This window comes from Thalassotalea agariperforans, assembly GCF_053470345.1.
Map to the genome: position 1 here is coordinate 97,603 of NZ_JBQMWH010000002.1, position 23,440 is coordinate 121,042.

The 23,440-nt window shown below is 37.1% G+C and carries 25 protein-coding genes; 11 read left to right on the plus strand and 14 right to left on the minus strand.

Going from position 1 to position 23,440, the window contains the following annotated elements:
• Positions 1-254: 254 nt before the first annotated feature.
• From cynS to ACSLUO_RS03655, 4 genes are all read left to right on the plus strand, one after another.
• A complete protein-coding gene (gene cynS / locus ACSLUO_RS03640) occupies positions 255-695 on the plus strand; it encodes a cyanase (protein WP_448246294.1) in 441 nt (146 codons plus the stop codon).
• 168 nt (positions 696-863) lie between these two features.
• Positions 864-1,676 carry a formate/nitrite transporter family protein gene (locus ACSLUO_RS03645; RefSeq protein WP_448246296.1) on the plus strand — a complete coding sequence of 271 codons (813 nt, stop codon included), beginning with the start codon at positions 864-866 and terminating at the stop codon, positions 1,674-1,676.
• Between the two features lie 133 nt (positions 1,677-1,809).
• A complete protein-coding gene (locus ACSLUO_RS03650; RefSeq protein WP_448246298.1) occupies positions 1,810-3,513 on the plus strand; it encodes a bifunctional protein-serine/threonine kinase/phosphatase in 1,704 nt (567 codons plus the stop codon).
• Between the two features lie 76 nt (positions 3,514-3,589).
• The gene (locus tag ACSLUO_RS03655; protein ID WP_448246300.1) at positions 3,590-3,865 is read left to right on the plus strand and encodes a hypothetical protein; all 276 of its coding nucleotides are present in this window, start codon (positions 3,590-3,592) and stop codon (positions 3,863-3,865) included.
• Between the two features lie 347 nt (positions 3,866-4,212).
• Here ACSLUO_RS03655 and ACSLUO_RS03660 read toward each other — a convergent pair whose 3' ends face one another.
• The 7 genes from ACSLUO_RS03660 to ACSLUO_RS03690 all read right to left on the minus strand — a co-directional run bounded on the left by ACSLUO_RS03660 (position 4,213) and on the right by ACSLUO_RS03690 (position 11,777).
• Complete coding sequence (locus ACSLUO_RS03660) at positions 4,213-4,641, minus strand: group I truncated hemoglobin (RefSeq protein WP_448246301.1); 429 nt, start codon at positions 4,639-4,641, stop codon at positions 4,213-4,215.
• A 5-nt stretch (positions 4,642-4,646) separates the two neighbouring features.
• Positions 4,647-5,516, minus strand: a complete 870-nt coding sequence (locus tag ACSLUO_RS03665) for a DUF3034 family protein (protein WP_448246303.1) — start codon at positions 5,514-5,516, stop codon at positions 4,647-4,649.
• Positions 5,513-7,840 carry an EAL domain-containing protein gene (locus ACSLUO_RS03670; protein WP_448246305.1) on the minus strand — a complete coding sequence of 776 codons (2,328 nt, stop codon included), beginning with the start codon at positions 7,838-7,840 and terminating at the stop codon, positions 5,513-5,515. The genes ACSLUO_RS03665 and ACSLUO_RS03670 overlap by 4 nt, the downstream gene beginning before the upstream one ends.
• 1 nt (position 7,841) lies before the next feature.
• Positions 7,842-8,519: a methylamine utilization protein gene (locus ACSLUO_RS03675; RefSeq protein ID WP_448246307.1), complete on the minus strand. Its 678-nt coding sequence runs from the start codon at positions 8,517-8,519 to the stop codon at positions 7,842-7,844.
• Between the two features lie 132 nt (positions 8,520-8,651).
• On the minus strand, positions 8,652-10,886 hold the full coding sequence (gene pdsS / locus ACSLUO_RS03680; protein ID WP_448246309.1) for a proteobacterial dedicated sortase system histidine kinase: 2,235 nt from the start codon (positions 10,884-10,886) through the stop codon (positions 8,652-8,654).
• Position 10,887: 1 nt separating this feature from the next.
• A complete protein-coding gene (gene pdsR / locus ACSLUO_RS03685; protein WP_448246311.1) occupies positions 10,888-11,583 on the minus strand; it encodes a proteobacterial dedicated sortase system response regulator in 696 nt (231 codons plus the stop codon).
• 32 nt (positions 11,584-11,615) lie between these two features.
• Positions 11,616-11,777, minus strand: a complete 162-nt coding sequence (locus ACSLUO_RS03690; protein WP_448246313.1) for a hypothetical protein — start codon at positions 11,775-11,777, stop codon at positions 11,616-11,618.
• 29 nt (positions 11,778-11,806) lie between these two features.
• Here ACSLUO_RS03690 and pdsO point away from each other — a divergent pair, with 29 nt between their 5' ends.
• The 4 genes from pdsO to ACSLUO_RS03710 all read left to right on the plus strand — a co-directional run bounded on the left by pdsO (position 11,807) and on the right by ACSLUO_RS03710 (position 16,185).
• The gene (gene pdsO, locus ACSLUO_RS03695) at positions 11,807-12,577 is read left to right on the plus strand and encodes a sortase-associated OmpA-like protein PdsO (protein WP_448246314.1); all 771 of its coding nucleotides are present in this window, start codon (positions 11,807-11,809) and stop codon (positions 12,575-12,577) included.
• An 81-nt stretch (positions 12,578-12,658) separates the two neighbouring features.
• The gene (locus ACSLUO_RS03700) at positions 12,659-14,971 is read left to right on the plus strand and encodes a marine proteobacterial sortase target protein (RefSeq protein ID WP_448246315.1); all 2,313 of its coding nucleotides are present in this window, start codon (positions 12,659-12,661) and stop codon (positions 14,969-14,971) included.
• A gap of 11 nt (positions 14,972-14,982) precedes the next feature.
• Positions 14,983-15,597, plus strand: a complete 615-nt coding sequence (locus ACSLUO_RS03705) for a class GN sortase (protein ID WP_448246317.1) — start codon at positions 14,983-14,985, stop codon at positions 15,595-15,597.
• A 183-nt stretch (positions 15,598-15,780) separates the two neighbouring features.
• Entirely contained in the window at positions 15,781-16,185 is a 405-nt protein-coding gene (locus ACSLUO_RS03710; RefSeq protein WP_448246318.1) for a tetratricopeptide repeat protein, read from the plus strand.
• 10 nt (positions 16,186-16,195) lie between these two features.
• Here ACSLUO_RS03710 and ACSLUO_RS03715 read toward each other — a convergent pair whose 3' ends face one another.
• Positions 16,196-16,576, minus strand: a complete 381-nt coding sequence (locus ACSLUO_RS03715) for a YkgJ family cysteine cluster protein (RefSeq protein ID WP_448246320.1) — start codon at positions 16,574-16,576, stop codon at positions 16,196-16,198.
• A gap of 113 nt (positions 16,577-16,689) precedes the next feature.
• Between ACSLUO_RS03715 and ACSLUO_RS03720 the strand changes: the two genes are divergently transcribed.
• The gene (locus ACSLUO_RS03720) at positions 16,690-17,166 is read left to right on the plus strand and encodes an SMI1/KNR4 family protein (protein WP_448246322.1); all 477 of its coding nucleotides are present in this window, start codon (positions 16,690-16,692) and stop codon (positions 17,164-17,166) included.
• A gap of 6 nt (positions 17,167-17,172) precedes the next feature.
• On the opposite strand, the gene ACSLUO_RS03725 is transcribed toward ACSLUO_RS03720, so the two are convergent.
• The 4 genes from ACSLUO_RS03725 to ACSLUO_RS03740 all read right to left on the minus strand — a co-directional run bounded on the left by ACSLUO_RS03725 (position 17,173) and on the right by ACSLUO_RS03740 (position 19,674).
• Positions 17,173-17,301, minus strand: a complete 129-nt coding sequence (locus ACSLUO_RS03725; RefSeq protein ID WP_448246324.1) for a hypothetical protein — start codon at positions 17,299-17,301, stop codon at positions 17,173-17,175.
• Positions 17,302-17,399: 98 nt separating this feature from the next.
• Positions 17,400-17,660 carry a hypothetical protein gene (locus ACSLUO_RS03730; protein WP_448246325.1) on the minus strand — a complete coding sequence of 87 codons (261 nt, stop codon included), beginning with the start codon at positions 17,658-17,660 and terminating at the stop codon, positions 17,400-17,402.
• Positions 17,661-17,770: 110 nt separating this feature from the next.
• Positions 17,771-18,220: a hypothetical protein gene (locus ACSLUO_RS03735; RefSeq protein WP_448246327.1), complete on the minus strand. Its 450-nt coding sequence runs from the start codon at positions 18,218-18,220 to the stop codon at positions 17,771-17,773.
• Positions 18,221-18,330: 110 nt separating this feature from the next.
• Complete coding sequence (locus tag ACSLUO_RS03740) at positions 18,331-19,674, minus strand: potassium channel family protein (RefSeq protein ID WP_448246328.1); 1,344 nt, start codon at positions 19,672-19,674, stop codon at positions 18,331-18,333.
• Between the two features lie 202 nt (positions 19,675-19,876).
• Between ACSLUO_RS03740 and ACSLUO_RS03745 the strand changes: the two genes are divergently transcribed.
• Both ACSLUO_RS03745 and ACSLUO_RS03750 read left to right on the plus strand, forming a co-directional pair.
• A complete protein-coding gene (locus tag ACSLUO_RS03745; protein WP_448246330.1) occupies positions 19,877-20,116 on the plus strand; it encodes a type II toxin-antitoxin system ParD family antitoxin in 240 nt (79 codons plus the stop codon).
• A complete protein-coding gene (locus ACSLUO_RS03750) occupies positions 20,116-20,409 on the plus strand; it encodes a type II toxin-antitoxin system RelE/ParE family toxin (RefSeq protein WP_448246331.1) in 294 nt (97 codons plus the stop codon). The genes ACSLUO_RS03745 and ACSLUO_RS03750 overlap by 1 nt, the downstream gene beginning before the upstream one ends.
• 437 nt (positions 20,410-20,846) lie before the next feature.
• Here ACSLUO_RS03750 and ACSLUO_RS03755 read toward each other — a convergent pair whose 3' ends face one another.
• Positions 20,847-21,200 carry a VanZ family protein gene (locus ACSLUO_RS03755; RefSeq protein ID WP_448246333.1) on the minus strand — a complete coding sequence of 118 codons (354 nt, stop codon included), beginning with the start codon at positions 21,198-21,200 and terminating at the stop codon, positions 20,847-20,849.
• A 43-nt stretch (positions 21,201-21,243) separates the two neighbouring features.
• Complete coding sequence (locus ACSLUO_RS03760; RefSeq protein WP_448246335.1) at positions 21,244-23,439, minus strand: transglutaminase TgpA family protein; 2,196 nt, start codon at positions 23,437-23,439, stop codon at positions 21,244-21,246.
• Position 23,440 lies beyond the last annotated feature (1 nt).

The window sequence follows — 23,440 nt, forward strand, 5'->3', positions numbered from 1 at the left end:
TCGTGATTATAAAGAAAAGTGAAATTTACTTTTTAATATTTAAAAACAATAACTTAAATATATTTTATTAACTGGCACGGTTGTAGCTATATCAGGTTTAGTTAACAGAATGTTTAAACCTTATTAAAAACATACTGTTGCTTAACTTAAGCGCATTGCACTTAAATTTAGCTTTTGCCCTATTTTGTGTTTTTAGCTTACAAAAATATTTACCAGCTTAATTTATTAAACCTGATCCCAAATGAGGAAATAACATGAATAAACTCGACGTTACTGAAGCGATATTTTCAATTAAAAAAGACAAGGCACTATCTTGGCAAGAAATTGCAGATGCCATTGGCATGTCGATTGTTTGGACTACATCAGCATGTTTAGGAATGAATAGTTGCCCTGAGCCTGAAGCTGAAAAGCTAGTTGCCTTTCTTGGCTTACCTGCCGAAGCGAAAGCGATATTAATGGAATACCCAACCAAAGAATGGGATAAATCCGTACCACAAGATCCACTTATTTATCGTTTATATGAAGTCGTTGGTGTTTATGGCGATACTTTAAAAGAAGTGATCCAAGAAAAATTTGGTGACGGCATTATGAGTGCTATCGATTTTTCAATGGAGGTAGATAAAGAAGAAAATGCCAAAGGTGATCGAGTTATTTTAACCTTAAATGGCAAATTTTTACCTTATAAATCATGGTGATCCATCTTGGTGCGCTTAGCTAATCAGTTTTGTGCGCCTATCCCTCAAAAAAACACATTAATTTGAAATTTAACTATTAATATCAGTACGTTACTTAATTGGCACCATAACTGCAATTCCAAGTAAGTAATAACAATAATTTTACCAACTTCAAACAGTGAGATACTTATGGCTTATATAGAACCCAGCGAATTTGTCACCAAAATGGTCGATTCTGGTGAACAAAAAGTTTACATGTCGACAAAAGATACCATTATACGTGCCTTTATGGCTGGCGCTATTTTAGGATTAGCAGCGGTATTTGCCATTACCGTTGCTACGAAAACAGGCAGCCCTATTTTAGGTGCATGTTTGTTCCCAGTTGGTTTTATTATGCTTTATTTAATGAAGTTTGATCTCCTGACGGGTGTATTTACCTTAGTTCCACTGGCATTATTTGATAAACGTCCTGGAGTAACTGTTAGTGGTGTACTGCGAAATTGGGGACTTGTATTTATTGGTAACTTCGGGGGCGCATTAACCACCGCGTTTTTCATGTCCTTTATATTAACTTATGGTTATGGCACCGATGGTGGCGCATTAGCGGCTAAAGTTGCTTCAATAGGTGAATCAAGAACCTTAGGCTATCAAGAGCATGGTGTTGGTGGTTGGTTTACTATTTTTATTCGTGGCATGTTATGTAACTGGATGGTATCAATGGGTGTTGTTGGTGCTATGATCTCAACTTCAGCAGGTTCTAAAATGGCTGCTATGTGGATGCCAGTAATGCTGTTCTTCTTTATGGGGTTTGAACATTCAATTGTTAACATGTTTTTATTCCCATTCTCTATGATCATGGGTGGTGAATTTACGGTTTACGATTATTTATTATGGAATGAAGTTCCTACGGTATTAGGCAATTTAGCAGGTGGTTTATTATTGGTGGGTTTACCTTTATACCTCACTCATGTTAGAACTTCACCTAACCGTAAGCTAGGTTAATATGGTAGCCTCATTTATCTAAACATAAAGATTTTTAGGTAAACTTGCTCAATAAACAAAGACTTCGTAACCTTAATTACGAAGTCTTTTCTTTTTTAAATATCAAAAAATTCAATACCATGGGAAACGTGTTATGAATCTACCTTTAAGTGTCAGTATTGGCGGTGCTACCAGTAAAGGGATCAAAGCTGTTAATCAAGACTTTATTGGGAGTGTTATACCCAAAGAGCCAATGTTAAGCAGCAAAGGAATTGTACTAGCAATGGCTGATGGTATTAGTTCCAGTCAGGTGAGCCAAATAGCGAGTGAAACGGCAATTTCTGGTTTCCTAGAAGATTATTACTGTACCTCTGACTCTTGGTCGGTAAAAACTTCCGCTCAGAAAGTCATTAAATCAATTAACTCCTGGCTTTATGCCCAAACACGAAATAGCCCTTATCGATTTGATAAAGATAAAGGGTACATCTGTACCTTCAGTGCCTTAGTTTTAAAATCTAATACCGCACACCTGTTTCATTCAGGCGATACGCGTATTTACCGATTATCTGGTCAACAGTTAGAACAACTAACCGAAGATCACCGCCGCGTAGTTTCAGCTGATGTTAGCTATTTAACCCGAGCATTAGGTATAGAACAAAGTTTTGAAATTGATTACCAAAGCCAATTACTTGAACAAGAAGATATTTATATTATTGCAACGGATGGTGTCTATGAGTTCGTTAGTCATGCTCAAATTGTCAAAACAATAGCTGATGCCGATGATCTTGACAGCGCGGCAAATACCATCATCCAACAAGCATTAGACTCTGGTAGCGATGATAATTTAAGTATACAGATAGTTCGTATTGATCATGTACCTGAATACCAATTAGACGAAGTACATCAATTAACTATGCTGCCATTGCCACCAAGGCTTTCACCAAGAATGCAATTTGACGGCTATGAGATTTTACGCGAAATTTATATTAGTAGTCGTAGCCATGTGTTTTTAGCTAAAGACAATGATACGGGGCAAACGGTGGTGATCAAAACCCCTTCCACTGAGTTAAGAAACGATAATCAATATCTTGAACGTTTTATGTTAGAAGAGTGGATAGCTAAACGTATTAATAACCCACATGTTGCTAAAGCGATTGTTTCAAATAGAAAACGTCATTATTTATATCTTGTCAGTGAGTTTATCGACGGTATTCCACTTAGCCAATGGATGATAGATAACCCCAAACCTAAATTAGAACAAGTTAGAACTATCATTGAACAAGTTGCTAAAGGTTTACAAGCGTTTCATCGACAAGAAATGATCCATCAAGATTTGCGCCCTGCCAATATCATGATTGACAACACAGGTACGGTAAAAATTATTGATTTTGGCTCAACTTTTATTGCTGGTGTTACCGATGTCGACACCGAAGAGTTAATGCGTGGTACCATTCGTTATTCTGCTCCTGAATACTTCTTAGGTAAGCTGGGTAGCCAAGCATCTGATATTTATGCTTTAGCTGTGATCACCTATCAAATGTTATCCGGCCGTTTTCCTTATGGAACAGAAATAGCGCAAGCAAAAAGTGTTTCGGCACAGCGTAAACTAAATTACAAATCAATTATAAATGACGAATCAGAGTTACCTGTTTGGCTTGATCATACCCTTGAACATGCATTAAAAGTGGATCCTTTAAAACGTTACTCTGAACTTTCTGAGTTTATTCATGACCTGCGCCAACCCAATAAAGTTTTTCTGGCTAAAACCAAACCTCCGTTAATTCAACGCGATCCGGTTATGTTCTGGCAAGGGGTAAGTTTTGTACTGTTCTTAATTTTAATTATTCAAGCTATTTAAAGCGCTTACTTGTACTCGCTAAAAAACGTATTTTCTTTTAACATGCTGACTTATATCAATTTCATTTAGAGCCTTTATGTTCATTATTATTTTTAAAGTTATTTTATTAGCTGCGGCTATTAAGCTACACACCATTAAACGCGAACCTTTATATTCTGCGATGCTTTATAGTGTGCCGTTAACCATTACCGCATTAATTATGGGCACACCTTTATTTAATTTATTAATTGGCAGCGGTATTTTATTAGCATTAGCCTTTTGTTATTTTTGGTTATTAGGCTCGGTACCAAATGGCAAGCCTTATTATACCGTTATGGCTATTGGTGCTTTACTTTTGTTTTTTGTTTTGTAGCTTGTATCTCATTGCTTTTCACTGTAACTAGAGCGTGTTGATCTTTGCTGTATATTTTTGCGGCAGTCTGTATGGGCTTTATACAAGGCAGAGCGATTGAGGTGTAGTTGTTCTACATAAATGAGCGATAACGTAGTAGAAAGGCTATACAGATGTTGTCTTTCGGGTTCGTTCTGAGCGCTTCCTGCACTGCGCTACTCACTTTTTATATATTCCTGCATGGATGCAGGTTATTAGAACAACGCAGGAGAAATTGTCGAGAATAACGATATTGCATCGCTTGCGCCTTGTTCTGAAAGCGCTCAGTTAGAACAAAAATTATACCCGAAAGGTCAACACGCTCTAGCCTACAAATAAATAATTTCTTTACGTGTTTTCGCCATAACATTCAGTACCTTGTTTTGTACTGGATGTGGCACATTCGCTTTAGTCATGGCATTAATAAACAAATCAACACCTAAATTAAAGTCTCTCTCGGTCATATTCATACCGGTATGTACATCAACCATGCTATCACCAGTATATTGACAAGGACCATTTGTTAAAAAGCACAGGTGTTCATTAAGCTTGTCACGAAAACGACCAATGTCAGAGTCTTTAAAGTAATGATAAATATCAGCATTAAACTCAATTTCGCTGATAAAGTTTTCAACAATTTCAGCCACTTTTTCTTCACCACCTAACTCTTGATACAAAGTGATGGAGTGCTGATTTGTGCTACAAGCGGTAAGGGATAACGCTAAAAAGCAATAAACTATTTTAAAAAGATGTTGCATGGTGATCACCTCAACTGGCCATTAATCGACAAATAAAGTCCGCTTTGTTTTTCACTACCGGCTATTTTGCCAAGCTCAGCCCAAGCAAGCGTAATATTAAAGTTTTTATTCGGAATATAACTGACAAAATAATCATACCAATCATCTTCATTTAACCCTAAATTATCGGGTTTTTGGCGATACTCAACACCAAATGCTAAATGGCGAGACATTAATAGGCCGACAGAAGCTTCTGTCATTATTTGATAATCATCATTATTAACCCCACCAAAACCTAATAAGCCCATTTCATTAGCTTTAGTCGCTCGTAATGTCACATTCCATAAAGCGTTATAACCGGCAACAGCACCAAGATGAACCTTGGTCATGGCGAGATAAAAATCAATACCATGATCACTTTTATCGGCGCCAACCAATTCTGCCACGGCTTTGTCTTGTAAACTTTTATATTGCATTCCAACACTAAGTTGAGGCCAATCAGAATAAACCACATCACCGTATAAACGGTATTTCATACTGATAATGTTTTGCTTAATTTCGCCACCTAAGTTTTTTAAATCAAAACGTTGCTGAGTCAAGCCAACTTCCACCCGATCATAAAACGATGCCGTTAAGCCCAATACATTTAAACGATAATCATCTAAACTTACCGTTGAAGAAACCGCCGATAATGAGGTTTGCTCTTGGCTGTCGTAACCAGCTATGGTTGCCCAGGGCACAAGCCCACCACCACCACTGCCTTCTACTTGAATTAGTCCAGCTGTAGCAATTAATTTACCGTCCGCTGCGTTACCGGTAGTACTTGCCAATAACAGTGGTAACAAAATCACTTTACTGAAGTTTTCACACCTTGAAAAAAAATTCTTTGTTGTCATACAGATAACCATTGATGTTGTTGATGTTCTTGATGCCAAGCGATCAGTTCAGCTAACGGAATTGGTCGGCTAATATGATAGCCCTGTGCATATTCGCACTGCCAAAGTTGCAATAGCTCTAAAGCTTTTTGTTCTTCAATGCCTTCGGCGATCACGGATAAACCAAACTGATGAGCTAACTTAATTACAGTTTGCACAATGCTTTGATCACTCGTTTCGCTCGCTAAATTTAAAACAAAACTTTTATCTATTTTTAATGCTGTGACTGGTAAATTTTTTAAATATTCTAAAGATGAATAGCCTGTACCAAAATCATCAATCGCTAAAGCAAAGCCCTGTTCACGGTAACGCTTCATTTCAGCAATCGCATGAACAGGATCTTGTACCAAATCGCTCTCAGTGATCTCAAAAGATAAACACGTTTTAGCAACTTGATATTTTTCTAAGAGCGCTAATACATCTGGTAGCAACCTTGGATTGGCAATATCGTGTGCAGATAAGTTAATGGCAATACAAATATCAATGCCTTGCTGTTGAATATATTTAGCATCAATAATCGCTTGTTTAACAACCCAATCAGTCACTTGATTAATAATACCCGCTTGCTCAGCAACAGTAATAAACTCTTCAGGAGAAACAAAACCTAAAATATCATTATTCCAACGAATTAATGCCTCAACATGTTGTACCTTATTTTCCGATATCGACAATTTCGGTTGGTAAAACAGTCTAAATTCACCATCACTTTTTGCTAAAGCATGTTTTAGTTCAGTCACTACCGTTAATCGACGGGTATACTTTTCTTCGAATCTCGGTTCAAAACTTAACAATTTACCTTCGGTTGTTTTTGCTTCATCTAAAACTATGTTTAACCGTTTAAAGAAAACTTCAAGTGACTGAGCATCATCAGGACAAGCTAGAACACCAAATACTAACTTAGGGCGAATAGTAACTTCATCATTTATTAATGGCGCTTCAAGGTTGCTTTTAATAAGCTCAAGTTCCGTTATGCTTAATGTTTTATCCGGTAGCCATAATAATTCTCCACCGGTTAATCGTGCAGATTGGCCACCTAGCTTTTTTAAAGCATTAGCAATATGTTTTAAGCATAAATCACCATTTTGGTAACCAAAAACATCGTTAATATCACGAAAAGCAAAAATATTTATCCCGATCGCTTGAAAGCCAGTTGAACTTGTTAAGTGCTGAAGTAAAACCTGTTCAATATAAAAACGGTTATTAAGTTTGGTTAATAAATCATGGTTCGCTTGAAAAATAATTTTGTCTTCACGTGCTTGAATATTGTCCTGCATGGTTTCAAAAGCGTCACTTAGGCGTCTAACTTCTTTCAACTGACTCGTTTCATGCAGTTTTTGATGATATTGCCCTAATGAAATTCGTTTTGCTATTTTGGCGAATGAGATCAGCGGACGCGATAATTTATTCGATAAAACATAAGCAAAAATTAACGCCAACATAACGGCAAATAAAGCAATAATGGAAATATTTGCCTGCAAGTTGTAAAACTCTTGGAAAATAGCCGACATATCTTCAGTTAGCGTGACAACAATTAACATATCTTGTTGATTCTGTACGATAAACTGCCGTGACACTAAGGCGCTTTCATTTAAAAAATAAATGCTAAACCAAGATATTTGATTATCAACATTTGTTAAGGCATCTAAGGCTGCAACTTCACTTAAGGTGCTAATACTCAATAATCGTTGATCATTTTTAAAGGCGCTAATAGTGTTTTCCAGTTTAGTGATCACTTTTAAGCGCTTTAATAATTGCTGATCCATTTCAAACGCAAGTAATGTCGCCGCAATGGGGGTTGGTGCATTAATGGTTAACATGATCACTTGGTAGAGTTTATCTTCAAAAATCATTAACGAGCTGGCACCACCATCGCTAAAAACCTGACTCATTAAATTTTGATCAGGAAACGGCTTACCTGAAATCAACGCAGGGGTAGTACTCGCTACAACTTCATTTGATAATGAAATAACCGCCATAATATCCGCGTCAATGCGATCACCATGGTTTTGTAACACACTTTCAATGGTTGCTTTGTCTTGAGTTGCTATGGCCTGTTTAAAACCAAAGTCCGAGGTTAAAATATCTGCTGAATTAAATAGTTGCTGCTCTCTTGACACCAATAGCTGCTGAAAAACATTCTCTGCTAATACTAAGTTTTTCTTTAACTGTTTTTCCGCATGCTGATTAGTATTAGTCCATACACTCACCAAAATACCAAGCGCGGTAAATAATAATAATCCAAGGATAAGTTTGAATATTTGAAAATTTAATGACTTTAAACGCATGCTAATATTTCTTACCAAAACGTTTTGATTTAAAGCCACTATCCGCTTTATCTTGCTTAGGTTTAGCTAATAACTCTAGAGTGAGCACTAACGGCGATGTACTTTCATGATGATCGATGCTTATTTTTTTTCTAAGGTTATTATTAATCGACAACCCCGCATGCCACACGGTTATTTCTGTCGGGTTATCAGGTAGCGTTACTCTGCCTTGTAGATCGGTTAATAATGCCGTTTCATCCCCTCGCACATAAATATAACCAACCATGTTGTCGTGAATATTGCAGCCGAGTACAACAACACCTGTGTTATCAAACAAAACGGGCTCTGTGCTTCTCCCTTTATAAAGCTTAATTTCAAATGCTTTGGGGTTTGAAAAACTGTAAACATGATGGCGAATATTATCGCTATTTGGAAAACTAACTTGCTGGCCTTGCTCAACCACTAAAACATGTGGTTGAAATTTCCGATCTATTTGATCCATCACAGCTATTGTTTGAGGTGGTGATTGATTTGGTGCTTGGAGATCTGTACTAGAAATAGCAGTAGAAGTATTAGTTTGATAACTAATAACAGCATTGGCTACAGGCTCACCATATTGATCAATAACTTTTATCGGCATATTGGCCGAAACAGCAACACTAAAAAAACTAAAACCTAACGTTAAAATTATCTGCTTCATCAATATGTAACATGGTAGCGGGCAATAATTTCAGGTTAACGTAAAAAAACACTAAGCGCAAAGCAATCTAAAGATAATTATTGTATTTCGATGCTAACGGTTATTACTATTTAAATTAATAAGGTCAATAACTTAGGTTTTCTTGTCAACTAACGGCAAAGTAACTTTTGCAACAACACCAGTATTGTCACTGTTGTTATCAATACTAATACTACCTTGATGAAATTCAGCAATTAACCGAGCAATATATAAACCTAAACCTAAATGAGGTTGGCTTTGCTGATCCGGTTTTAAGTTTTCATGGCTACGTACCGACACCATTGAATCAAATAAACGCTCTTGCATCGCTTCGGGCAAACCCGTACCAAAATTTTCAATCGTTAACACGGCTTGCTGGTTTTGCTGTGTTAATGAAATGAGTACCGCTTGCTCAGCTAAAGAAAACTCAACAGCATTGGCTAATAACTTATCTAATAATTGTGCCAATAATTCAGGGCTGCCATTAACTTGTTTATTACTCATGGTGGCTACAGTTAAAGCAAATTTTTGCTTAGGTTGCGTTAATTGATAACCTTGCACACAACCTGAAACAACGTCGCTAATATCGTATTGAGTAATTTCAGTATTTTCTAAACTTTGCTCTAACCGGGTAGCTTCACTCATTAAGGTTAGAATTGTTGAAAGCCGGCTAACGCCCTCTTTTGCCCTTTTCATATAAATGTTATTTTCAGTTTCAGGCAGATCCATTTCTAACGATTCAAGTGATGACTTAACCACCGCAACAGGGGTACGTAGTTCATGTGACAAACGTGCCGACATACCTTGTAAATAAAGCGTGTATTGGCTTAAACCATCAACCATATTGGCAAAGGTTCGTTGTAAATCACCAATTTCATCGCCAGCGCTAGTTGGTATGATTGGATGAACAATTCGACCTTGCTCATCAATTGCTTGTTCCGTTTGTGAGCTTAACGCACGAATACGTGATGAAATACGTGAGGCAAACAAAAATAACGCTAATGTGCCCAACCCCATAACCGCTAAAATAACGTTGAACCAGCCTTGTAATGCTTTATTACGTAATGTTCTGATGCCATTAGTTGTTTCTTCGGCAATAACGGCTCCCATCACTATACCATCACTATAAATAGGGTAAGCCGCCGATAATATTACCGCGCGCTTATCGGTTGTTAAACGCCAAGTCGCCGCACCTTCACCAGTGAGAGCTTTGGTTAAATGAGAGCCTTCTAATTGGCCAACATCATATAATTCATCGGTAAAATCACTTGGTGGCGTGGTCAAAATTTTGTTGTATAACCAGCTAAGTTTTTCTTGAATGGGATCATACCAACTACTGGCTGGGGTTTGATAAGCTATTTTCCGCCAAACGCCATCAGAGCGTTTAATATCACCCGCTTTTGCTAAAACTCGGCCATGTTGATCCACCACCCAAATACGTGATTCACTATGACCTAACCCTTTAATAATATTTTCAATTTCAGGAGATGGTAATAATACCGTTCCCAACTGCTCAGCTTGGGTAAATTGTGCGGTGCCAATGGTGATTTGCTGCGCGCGTTGCTGATCTTTATCAGCAATTGCAAAACTTAATTGGCTACCTAATAATTCAAGCGGAATGCGAAGTTCAATATTATAACCTTGCTCAGTTTCTAACCACATGCCTTGAATTCTCGGCTCGGGTTTTAACGGGATACTGTCGCTAGAATCGGTTAATAATTCATAAGGAGTTAACCAGCCGGCTTGCTGCGCGGCAATAATGTACCGACGAAAATCTCCTGCTGGGGTAACAAAAGCAATTTGTAATAAATCGTTTTGATCGACTTTTAAACTGTTTTTAGGGCGATAAACAATATCTTCATCAACCACTTTAAAATAAGCATAAAGGTAGTCACGGTACTTGCCCACCATATGTTCAAATGACAAGGTTTGCGGTTGATAAATATCAGCACCTGAAATTAAATAATCTGCTTGATACGTTAACGCATGCTGACTATTACGCCAATCATCTAAGACCCCATCTAGGCGAATAGGATCAACAATCGGGTAAGCATATAAATCACGCCCTTTTTGCACATTCGGCAAAAAGCTTGCTTGGGCATCAAATAACTTTGGCCGTTCATGTAAAGCCGTGGCTACTGCTCTAACGGTACCCATTAAGGTTTTTTCTTGCCCTATTCGTAGGTACTTTTCCATTTCCCAAACGTATTGGTAGCCTAATAAAGGAATAGCAAATAAAAAAGAAGACAAGAATAAAAGCTTTAACCGTAAGCCCACACGAAAACGGCTGGTTTTATGTTTTACCTTAGTTTGCGTTTTTTTATGAGCATGGTTAAGCGATATCGACATGCTAAGACTCTATTTTCCAGCGATAGCCCATGCCATAAACCGTATCTATACAATCAAAGTTGTGGTCATGAACCATAAACTTTTTACGAATACGTTTAACATGCGAGGTAATAGTGCTGTCATCCACATACACTTTGGCATCTGTCATCAATTGTTGTCGGTTTTTAACATGGCCAGGTACTTTCACTAATGAATAAACCATCCAAAATTCGGTCACGGTTAAATCAACAGGTGAGTCATGCCATTGCACCACCATACGATCAACAAACAACGTTAATGGCCCGCACTCTATGCACTCTTCTTGTTGTGCTGGTTGCTTAGTAGCTTCAATACGGCGAAACAAGGCAGCAATACGTGCAGTCATATGCGGTAAGCTAATATCTTTGGTTAAATAATCATCTGCCCCCATACGTAAACCACTGACGGTATCAAAATCATTATCACGTGCGGTTAAAAAGATAATAGGAATAGAGCTCGACATATTCCGTAATGCCTGACACAAAACAAAACCACCATCAATTTCATCTTCTAAACCAATATCAATAATGGCTAAATCAGGTAAGCGCTGCTCAAATTCGGCCATCGCTTGCTTGCGGTTATTAAATGCTTGCACTTGATAGCCCTGCTTTTTTAATAGCTCAGTGTAGTTTTCTCTGATCGCTTGTTCGTCTTCAACAATTGCAATACGTCTGCTCATCTAACTCTACTTTTGATAAATCATTAGCTTATTTACCGACATAATACCTCATTTATTTCAGTTAAAAAGTGCAAAACGGCAATTGCCAGATTTCTGCCACAATTGCTCAGCACATTGCCATTTTTCATCCCCTGTTTTGCCATTTCAATACGGTTTAATGAAGTCATCGAACAAGACAACGATAAAACAACCATTAACTGTATAACCTACTAAAGAGAATATTATGATGAAAAAACATGTGATCAGCAGCTCAATCATCCTTGCTTTATCAGTAACTGCGGCATTTACGCCAACCTCAGTTTCGGCAAAAACTCAAAATCAAGAACAAGCCATTTATGAAAAACCAACCGTTATTGGTTTAGGCAGTGGCTTAGTGGCCGGTTCAATCATTGCCGGCCCTGTTGGCGCTATGATAGCAGGCACTATCGGTTTATTAATTGGTAATGCTGAAGAAATTGATGATGATCGTCAAGCAACCTTAGCTAATTTAACCGCCAACCAAGCACAATTAGATAAAGTAACAACACAAAAGCAGCAACTTATTTCAAGCCTAAATCAAATTGAACAACAAAATCAGCTATTAAGTGAGCAATTAAACCTAGCAAACAACACTATCAATAGCCGAGAAGCGTTAGAAAAAATAAAGCTGAATTTACAATTTAAAGTTAATTCGAGTGACGTTGAGACATTTTATCAAGGGCAAGTTCAACAATTAGCCTTATTGATCAAAGAAAACCCTGAATTAAAAGTACATTTATCAGGCTTTGCCGACCGTAACGGTGACGAAGAACACAACCTAACGTTATCAGCCAATCGTGTTGCATCAGTAAAAGCTTTGTTAATTGAGCAAGGTGTTGATGAAAACAACATTGTCACTGCCGCACTTGGTGAAAGTTCACCTATGCAAAGTCAACAAGATTATCAAAATGACTTTTTTGACCGCCGCGTTGAGATAAAGCTACAACCGCAACAAAGTTTAACCGCAAGCAATTAAGTTATGCTCAGGGGCTGGAATTTAACAGCCCCTAACTTTACTAAATCCTACTTCACTTAATAACATAATAAAGAGGCTGCTATGCAATATTTACCCTATCGCGTATTGCTAAAAACCTTGTTCAAACCCATCACTTTCATTCCTGTTAAACAGGTGTTTTTTGCCAGTGTGTTTTTTACGGGTATCGCCATTGCTGACAATGTGGTTAATGCGGCGTCATATCAAACAGAAACCGATATTGCAGAAAACATTCCCCAAAAACCGGCTTTAACAGAAGTAAAACTTGCCGATGTTCAATCAGGTCAATTACTTTTTAAACAAGCGGAAAATGGAAAGTTTTTTCAAGCGCCACAACTTAACAGCAAAGCAGATATTAATGTGCAAGGTATTGTTGCCAACGCCAAAATTTTACAAGTATTTAAAAATACCACAGATGACTGGCAACATGCGTTATATGTATTTCCATTGCCTGATGATGCCGCGGTTAATCAACTAACCATCAAATTAGCTGAGCGTGAAATTATTGGCATAGTACAAGAAAAGCAACAAGCGAAACGCACCTTTGAACAAGCAAAAAAATCAGGAAAAAAAGCCGCCCTATTAGCACAATTACGACCAAATTTATTTTCTATGCAGGTTGCCAATATTCCTCCCCATGAAACGATCACGGTTGAGCTAACTTACTTTCAGCAAGTACATGTTGATAACAATCAATTCAGTTTACATTTTCCAATGGCGATCACACCTAGATACACACCAACATCAGCGCAAAATGGCCAAGAGCTAACGCAAGGTGAGAGTTTTATTCCAGAAAAAATTCCCAACTTATTATTTAAAAGCAATCAACAAAACCTTACCGATGAGCAAAACAGTAACACGCTTCACACCATCGACTTTAGCTTAACCCTTAATAGTGGTGCTGAATTAGCCAAACTTAAAAGCCTAAATCATACCGTCATAATTGAACAACAAAAGCAGCACCACTTTGTGATGAAAATGCACAATCATCCGCTCGATAAAGATTTTGAATTAGTTTGGCAATACAAAAATCAAGCTTTACCTCAAGTGCTTAATTTCACCGAAAACTATCAAGATAACACGTATGGTTTGTTAATGGTGATCCCTGAAAAAATTGAAAACTTAACACCACGCGATGAGCATCCACAGGCGCGTCAACTGACTTTTGTTTTAGACAAATCAGGCTCTATGGCGGGTCAATCGATAGCGCAAGCAAAACAAGCGTTCAAACATGCGTTATCAACCTTAAATGAACACGACGCCTTTCAGCTGATCATTTTTAATAACAAAGCCGAATCATTTTTTGAACAAGCCGTAGCCGCAACTTCCTTTAATAAACATACCGCTTGGCAACACGTAAAACAGCTAGATGCCGACGGCGGTACTGAAATAAAAGCCGCTTTAGCGTTAGCGTTAATGCCAATAAGCGTTAGTGGCGAGCCTAACCTCAATAGTGATGAACTTAACTCTACCTTTGTCAAAAACAATAAGCGCTTAGAGCAAATAGTTTTTTTAACCGACGGCGCTGTTGGCAATGAAGCGGAAATATTCCAGATGATCAATCAACAAATGGCCCATAAACGCCTATTCACTGTGGGTTTAGGAACAGCACCTAACCGATACTTTATGAAACGTGCCGCTGAAGTTGGTCGTGGCAGTTATCACTTTATTGGTAGTCACCAGCAATTAATTCCTGAAATGAAAAAGTTATTTACCAAACTCGACCAGCCCGTGTTAACCGACATTAAATTTGAAATGAGCCAAAACAGCAAAGGGATAAATGTCAACACAAGTCCAAATCCGATCCCTGATTTATATGCTGGCGAGCCAATATTTTTAAGCTATCAAAGTGATGAGCTTTTATCTGACAAAGATAGCGCTATGGTGAGTGCAACTTACCAAGGTAAAGATTGGCAATTGCCCGTCTCGTTAAAAAACACGAACCAGGTTTTAACTCATGAACCTTTAACACCCCAAAATAGCGATGACGCTCAAAAGCAACAAGCTGAAATTCCGGCACTTGCAACCTTATGGGCTCGCCGAAAAATAGCCGATCACTATCGTCAGCTAATGCTTGATAAAACCCCAAGCGCTAAGCAAGCCATTATTGATTTAGCGTTAAAGTTCAACTTGGTCACGCCGTTTACCAGTTTAGTTGCGGTAGAGCATAAAATTTCACGCCCTAGCCATTTAACCGCTAAAAGCAAACAGCTAAAAAATAACTTACCTGCCGGTCAAGGTATGCCTAAAACAGCCCTTAATTGGCAATGGAAGTTGAGTTTGGCATTAAGTGTTATGTTCATCGGTTTGAGTTTTCTGCTCATTTGTCGCCAGCGCCAAGCTGTTGTCAGTATCAAAAACAACAGCAAGCCATAAAAGGAAAAAACATGAACTGGGCTAAGCGTTTTGCATTATTAACCATTGTGATTGCCAGTATATTTTGCATAGAGCCACTATATTTGCTGAGCAAAGCTACCTTAGCCCAATACCTATTACAACAAACATGGCAACAAACCATTGAAGGTGAAAAAAACATCAGGCCTTGGCCTTGGGCTGACACATACCCTATTGCGAAATTAACCTATTTAGGTAGCTTGCCAACACACTTAGGAAACAACCACATGCAAAATAAACAAGCTATTCAAGCACACTCATGGATTATTTTATCCGGTATGACTGGCCGTACTATGGCGTTTGGCCCAGGCTGGCTGCAAGATTCAGCAAAGCCTAACCAAATTGGCAACACCGTTATTTCAGCACATAACGATAGTCATTTCGCTATTTTAGAAAATGTAAATATTGGTGATATTTTTCAATTAGAAGATAACAGCGGACAAACCAAGCAATATCAGATAAATCACATGCGCGTTGTTGATGAAAACGATAGTAGCGCCTATGAGTACCATGAAAATACCATGATAACGTTAATCACCTGTTATCCCTTTAGTTTATCAAGCACAAATAAAACTAAACGTTTAATTGTTACCGCCATTGCAAGGTAGAAGCTTAAACAACAAAGTACAAGCCACACAAAATTAATGTTTATTTAGCTTAAGCTTAGCGGAATGATTTTGCTAACAAATTGATTTTCATTAAATAACTATAAGTGAATTTAGATTAACTTATAGTAACTTGTTAATGTTTATTTTATATTAAGCGCAATAAAACAATATTTAGAGGGATTTATGAAAAACGCTTCAAAAGCTTTATTACTGGTTATTTGCTTAACTCAAGCCGGTTGCTCATTAGGACCTAGCGCTGCCAGCCGCTCTTATAAGGCATACACTGCTGGAGAATATGAAGAATCATTAAGGTTAACTAACCGAGCTTTATCAACGTATGAATATTCGCAAGAAGATAAAGCTAATTTGTTATTTTTAAAAGCAGATAATTATGTAAAATTAAAGCAGCCGGCTAATGCACTTGGTACCGTGCTTTATATTATTGAAACCTATCCAAATACCGAAGCCTACTATAGAGCCAAAACATTACTCGCAAGCTTAAAAAAGCTCAAAATTCCGACCCATAAAGACAAATCAGACAGCAGCGAAGGTAACAATAAAAGTAAAAAAGCGTTACTAAATACTTAACAAACGCAAATTACTTTTCCATCAATAAATCGAGTTGTTGTTGCGCTTTTTTCGTATTTTCCAAATCGACTACTTCGATCATTTCACATTCGTCTCTTACCATTTCGGCAACATGGCTTGGATAGAGACGACAATCTTCTGGTCGATTTAAGTAAATACTACAGGTATATTTATCCGACGCTTGCTCATCAAGTTTAGCCTCAACACCAAGAAATGGGCAAACGTTAAAACGCTGACCTGATTTAGGATCAAACCAAATTTTATTATTTTTCACAAATTGAAAAATTTCAGGATTAAATATTTCCCATAAATCAATTTCATCTTGTGTTGCTACCAGATCGCTAGCACCGTATTTAAGGCAGCACTTTCCACATTGGTTACATGCTTTCATTATTGCTGGTGTTCGGTATTGAAATTTGTCATTTTACCTACTGTTTTTAAAGGTGAGCTAAATCAAAAAAGTACTCGGCAGTATTATTAAGATACAATAACAAGCCTTAATCTATGGCACACATTATGGAGTATGTTGAGATGAATAGCATTGATCTATTCGTAAAAAATTGGAGCAGTAAAAACGTTATGGTGCCACTTAATCATAGCGACATTACTGAATTAGAAGAAAAATTAGCGGTCGTTTTACCTGAATCCTATAAATACTTACTGACCACCTATGGCTTAGTTCACACCCCGAATGTATTAACAAAAATTTGTGATTTAAATGTTGAAATTACTGAAGTGCAAGATTTTTTAAGCCTTGAAGATGTTTACTCGCTATCAAATTTATATGAAATGAGCGGTATGCCTAAAGGACATATTTTGTTTGCCTCTGATTGCAAGGGTAACATGTTTTGTTTCAAAAAAAGCGACTGTAACCATAAACAAATGGATGTGGCTGTATGGTTTTATGAGCACGATACTTGTAGCATGCATAAAGTCTCAAATACCTTTATTGAGTGGCTAGAAGGATTCAACGCACTGTAAGTTTATTTAACTAGACAAGTAAAAAACACCGATAGCCACACTTAATGGCATAAACAACAATATTTCCTTTCGTTCTGATTTTAAGGCTTGTTCTTGCTTTATATTTCTTTCTGCAAGTTTGGCATGTGGATCCATATTCACCTAACGCCTCATTCAGAGGCATTAAAATAGCTGGTTAAAATTAGCGAGGCACGAGCAAAAACCAGCTGTTTTTTGTTCTGCTGAAATGACTGTTATATACCTAATGGCGACAGAATTATTTCTAAATACTCTCTAACCTTATTATTTCTTGGTCGAAAAGCTACATAGGACAACGTACAGCCAATAGTTAGAAAAATTACAGCCATCACGTTGCTACCAAATGTACTATTATTAAAATTGAATAAAATATAAGCAAATCCAAAAAAGATAATGCCTATAACAAAGAAAATCATCCCCCTGACGACAAGCCTTATAGTAGAAATTTTATTTTCGTTAACCTCTGAATTTTGCATGAACCCTCTATAGGTATATAACGCCCCAAACAGAGGCAAATAATTGTTGGCTATAATTAGCGACAAAGGAACAAAAGCCAATTTTATGTGTCCCGTGCTTAAGATTCTTGTTAGCTTTCATATTGCTTTAAAAAAGCCAACATCTCCATTTTTATTGCTGCAGGGGTTCCGTAAATACCATCATTAGCAATATCTAGAGAATCCCAAAAACTCATCATGTGACCTTCGGCTTGTTCGTCCGGTATGAAAATATTTGGCTCAAAAGCCATCTCATAAATTTTCTGTGACACTTTTTCGTAACTAGTTGTATTGCTTTCTAATGCTTTTACGAATAAAGAAAAAGCCTGTTTTGCTACTAATTTAGAGTTAGTTGAGATACCAAATTCGTAAAGCGCTACCACTGCGTCATTAATATTTTTTGAAACCGACACATCAAATAGCCTGTGATCAGGCTCATCGGATTTTAAGATCAATGAATCTGCCCACTCTGTGACATTATTTAGTTTTAAAGCCCCGCATTCCAAGGCTAATATCATTGCATTGATTTCGACGATGTTCATTTGAAAGCTAACGCCTCAATCAGAGGCAAAAAATAGTTGGTTAAAATTAGCGACGCAGGAGCAAAGCCAACTATATTGTCCTTTTAAACGACTTGTTATATGCGCCTACATTAGTATGACTTTGATTTTGATGCAAAACCCGCAAGAAATAAACCCATCAATACCATTCCTGAAAATGCTTGAATTGATGAATATATTTGAAGCCATGGCTTATCTTGTGAAATATCTCCATATCCTAATGTAACAAAAGTAACCATGCTAAAGTAAATGGATTTAACTGGATCTTTGTATGTGGCTGAGTCAGGACTTAATAAATATACTAAAGCAGAAGCAGCAATTACACCTGAAGAAAAGAATAGACTTCTAATTGGTCGCTCCCCAAAGCCCCAAACAACATAATTAGCAAAACTACCTAAGAATTTTAAATATGATTTCAATCCCAAAATTACTTTTGAGACCGTATTTTTATGATGCCAAGCTTCCCAATTAGATTTTTTAGGAAACAAGAGTGACAACATATGATTTTTTTGCTCTTTGAAAAAGTAATGTCCAGCTTCCGAAGTGTTACCTACTGATGAAAATAAACTTTTAGCTTTAGCATAGAAGTTCTTTCTAGAGTGGAAAGGATTGGTTTTAGACCTAATTGAACGAAACGAGAAATTGTCGACTTTGCTATGCTCAAGGGTAGCGTCAAAGTTTTTACCTTCGATGGAACATCGAGTGAGAGTGCTTCTTGTAGCATGAAAGTGAAGTTCACAATCTTTAAAATGGAAATCTTGAAAAATTCCGTCTTTTAAAGTTAGTTCTCTTTTAACGCTAGCGTAACCGTTATCCCATAGCTTTGTATTATAAAAATCAAGGAATGCTAGACCGCCAGAAATTTCAAGTCCAATTGCAGAGCAATGCCACAAATAAGTATGAGTATTACTATGGGCACCAATGATTTTTAAATTATCTAAACACGTGAAGTCAAGTAACCGACCAGATAACATGGGCGCAGTTAAATGAACACCTCCAAGATTTAAAAGAAAGTGTTCTTTAAGAAACTGAGGACGTCCGCCGATCCAGCTAGATATTCTAAATTCCCGCTTTGTCTCTTCGTAAGTAGTTTTATCGTAGTTGTTATTAAGCCAGTAAAAATACGGCTGATACTCCACCTCTTTATTAATCCAACCAGCTTTCCGTATAGAATTCAACTTCTTGAAGCTTTTTTCGAACAGCATATATGCATCGTTGTTCTTATATTCACATAAGATCAACGGCTCGTCTGAGCTTATGAAACGTGCAAACCCATGTTTAAACAACAGATCTGAGGACAGGTTTTGACTTTCTATCCACTCATTATAATGAGGGAGTTTATTTTCAAAGACCTTAAATAACGCAGGGTAGTCGTGATTTCTTCGCCATTCATTAAACTTTTCAGGCGATAAGTTCCATAACTTTGCTGAATTCAAAACGGTGACCTCCATTCAACTTATAGACGACAAGCATACAGGGCCTGATTGAGCATATAACGCCTCACTAAGAGGCAAGTAATAGTTGGTTAAAATAAGCGACGAAGGAGCAAAAACCAACTGTTATTTGTCCTTTTGAGTGACTTGTTATATTTTTTATACCATAATGTATTATATATAGGTACTTATGAGGTTTTACATTATGGCTAAAAATACAAGCGTTACACTAGGCGATCATTTTGATAAGTTTATAAACCAACAACTTAACACTGGTCGTTATGGCTCAGCAAGTGAAATCGTTAGAGCTGGATTAAGAGCTTTGGAAGATCAAGAAGCTAAACTTTTAAATTTACGTAATATGTTAATCGAAGGCGAACAAAGCGGTGTTGCCGAATACAGCTATGAAAGTTTATTGACTGAATTAGATAAAGATAACCATTAATGAATAAGTTTGTATTATCTTCGAAAGCCAAAACAGACTTAATTAAAATAGCTAAATATACCCAAATAACTTGGGGACTCTCTCAACGGAATGATTACCTAAAAGTATTAGATAACACATTCCACTTATTAGCTGGTGATCCCGAGCTAGGTATTAACTGTGATTATATAAGAGAAGGTTACAGAAAATACCCACAAGCTAGCCATGTTATCTATTACAAAGAGTATAAAAACAATCAAATATTTATCGTGAGAATATTACATAAAAGTATGGATGTTAACTCCGCATTCTAGAAAAATATAACACTTATTAAACGTGAAAAAGCCCTTTTTTAAACAAGCTATCCCCGAATATTGTAAATATTAGTAGGATAAAACTTACTAATATAATCCTATAGTATCAAGTAATTAATTACTCTAATAAAAATGTGGTTGTGAAAAGATAGTTAAATGCACGCTTTCTCCGATAAATATGTATAAATTATTTAAAAACTTTATTACAACTTTATCCGAATGCTAAAAACCTAGGCTCTAGCTATTTTTTGAATCAGTATCAAGACCACTTTAGGCTCTGAGCCGTCCTAGTAACTTAAAAGCTAATGTCCGCTTTAGGCTAGAAGCGGTCGAGAAAACTAGTCAGAAAGTTCTAAACTTTATTGTTCCAGTTTCATACTTTATTGTTTAGTTTCAATCTATTTTGCCCTACCACACCAAATAGACATTAACCTGCGCTATTTGCTTGATTGTCCTGCGCAAAAAAGCCATAGCTTTGCCAAGGCTAAACCACATAACAACCCCAAACTATTCGCCGCTAAATCTAACCATTCACCGTAGCGATTAACATAAGGTTGAATTAACTCAATTAAGCCACTGTATAAAGCAAAGCCAAGTACAAAGTACCAAAGCTGTTTATGTTGTTTTATCGCCACCGGTAAAATTAACGCGCCATAAGCAATAAAATGATGGGTTTTATCTGTACCTGGTACGGCGGGTAATTGCGCAACGGGCCATAACGACAGTAAGGTGATGATGCTTAATAATAAAAAACTAATTAAAAGATAAAAACGCGCAATAACCTCTGTCATACATTTCATAAAATAACTTTAAAAACCGCTGATAAGCTAGCTATTATAAGTGTTTGCTATGACTTTTAAAACGCTTATAAAGTTTTTTCATATTAGCATTCATTAATGATTTTTCCGCCGCGGTTAAAGTTTGATACTCTAACGTTTCAAACGCTTGGCTAATTTTTAAAAAGCAATTAATTAAGCCAGCATAAGACTTTGGCAATGCTTGGAGTTCTTGCATGACTCGTTCAGCGAACTGTTTCGCCGACTCATTACTTGTACGACAATAACCTTTCGCACTAAGAATATTTAACGCCGTTTGATAAAGCTGTTGATGGTTTTTTAACACCCGTTTTTTTTCTTTATTTTTAATAAAATGGGCTAGCCAAAGTACTAACATCATACTGACTAATATAACGCCAATGATCAGCGCCATTTTCCATGGTTTTACTTTTCCTAGCCACTGACTTAATAAGTTAAGTTGTTTTTCACTCGAATAACCAACCACCCAGCGGGTCCACTGATAATCTAATGCTTGTAATTGCATGCGAATATTATTTAAAAAAGCCAAGTTTTCAAAGGTTTGAGCGCTAAATAAACTGTTCGACAAACTCGCTTGCTCAGCCAATAAACTGTCATTAAAACCACTTTCTACTCTTGATGGGTGCACCGCTGCCGTTGGATCAACCCGTTGCCAACCTTTACCTGCTAGCCAAACTTCAGTCCATGCATGGGCATCACGCTGATAAATACTATAATACCGACCATTCGGGTTTAATTCTCCGCCCATATAACCTAACACCAAACGAGTAGGAATACCGGCAGCCCGCATTAAATAGGCAAAGGTACTGGCATAATATTCACAAAAGCCCGCTCTAGTTTCAAAATAAAACTGCTCTAAACTATTATTAATGAGTAACGGTGGTTGCAAGGTATAAAAATAGTTTTGTTGGCGAAAATGCTCTAGTACAGCGCTAATAATCGCCTCATCGGTTTTATACTTTGCTCTTAATCTGCGCCCTTCTGCCGTTAAACGCGGATTAGATTGTTCAGGAATGGCTAAATTTGTTTCTCGACCTAACTTGGAGAGATTTAATTCAAGCGGCATAGAAAGGTTGCTCGTTACCGAATATTGTAAAGTTTTAGTCACTTCTTGTTCGGCATACAAATTATAATACGGTGTTTGTATTATCTTTTGTCCTTCATTAACTTTTGCAACATCAAGAGCAAATAACCAATGCTGATAGCTCGGCTCCGCAATAATTTGATAATTGATCACTTCATCGGTCACCTTTATCACATCAGCTGAGGGGTTTCGTCTGATAATATTTGAGGGTGAATTTTGCCGTAATGGCTGATGATTAACTTGCTGGTTTGCGTTAATGTTTGCTTGATGTTGTGTTAATTCAGTTGAAAAATAATGACTCGTGGTCCATTTTACGCCATCAAAATGATCTAGCACCAAGGTACGCCAATATAGCTGACGATAAGCTGGGCTAAAGTCGCCAAAATCAACACGATAAGCTAAAGCATCCGACCCCACCAAATTGGCAATATCACCAATTTGCACAGAATCAGACAAACCCGTTGTGCTTGATTTAGCTAATGGCACTTTCCAAAACGGTGGTAGCTTAGGAAAAACAATAAATAACACTATCGCTAAAGGTAAGCTTTGTAAAAATAATATCCCGGTAGTTTTTGCTTGCTTTAACGTGGTTTGCTCAACCATAAATAGGCTATTTAAAAGGACAAAATTAAAAACTACAAACAAAAACACAATCAATGAAAAATAAATAGACTGGCTAAAAATCAGTGCTGATGCTAAAACAAATATGCCTAATAAGCTCAGCTGGTAAATATCTTTTCTGGTGTTAAGTTCTAAACTTTTTAAGCCATAAGCAAAGCATAACAAATGCACCATGCTGTTTAACAAACCAAGTTGTTTCCCCATCACCGCCAGCAAAACACTGCCAGAAAGCGCTAATAATACCAAGACACCTTTTGATGGTTTTGCGGTTTCTTGCACATTCATTAATGCCCGCCAGCATAAACATAAGCCAATAATGGCTAACATCCAAACACTGAGCTGATCGCTGATCATAGTTAAATTTAATAACTGACTACTAAGCAATAACCACAGGCTATTAACACGCAAACCAGATACTTGGCTTAATAACGGGGCTTGAATATGGAGGGCATTAGCCGATTGTGGCTTACTGAAATTTTTCGCCTTAGCATTAGCCATATTTTTTCTCATA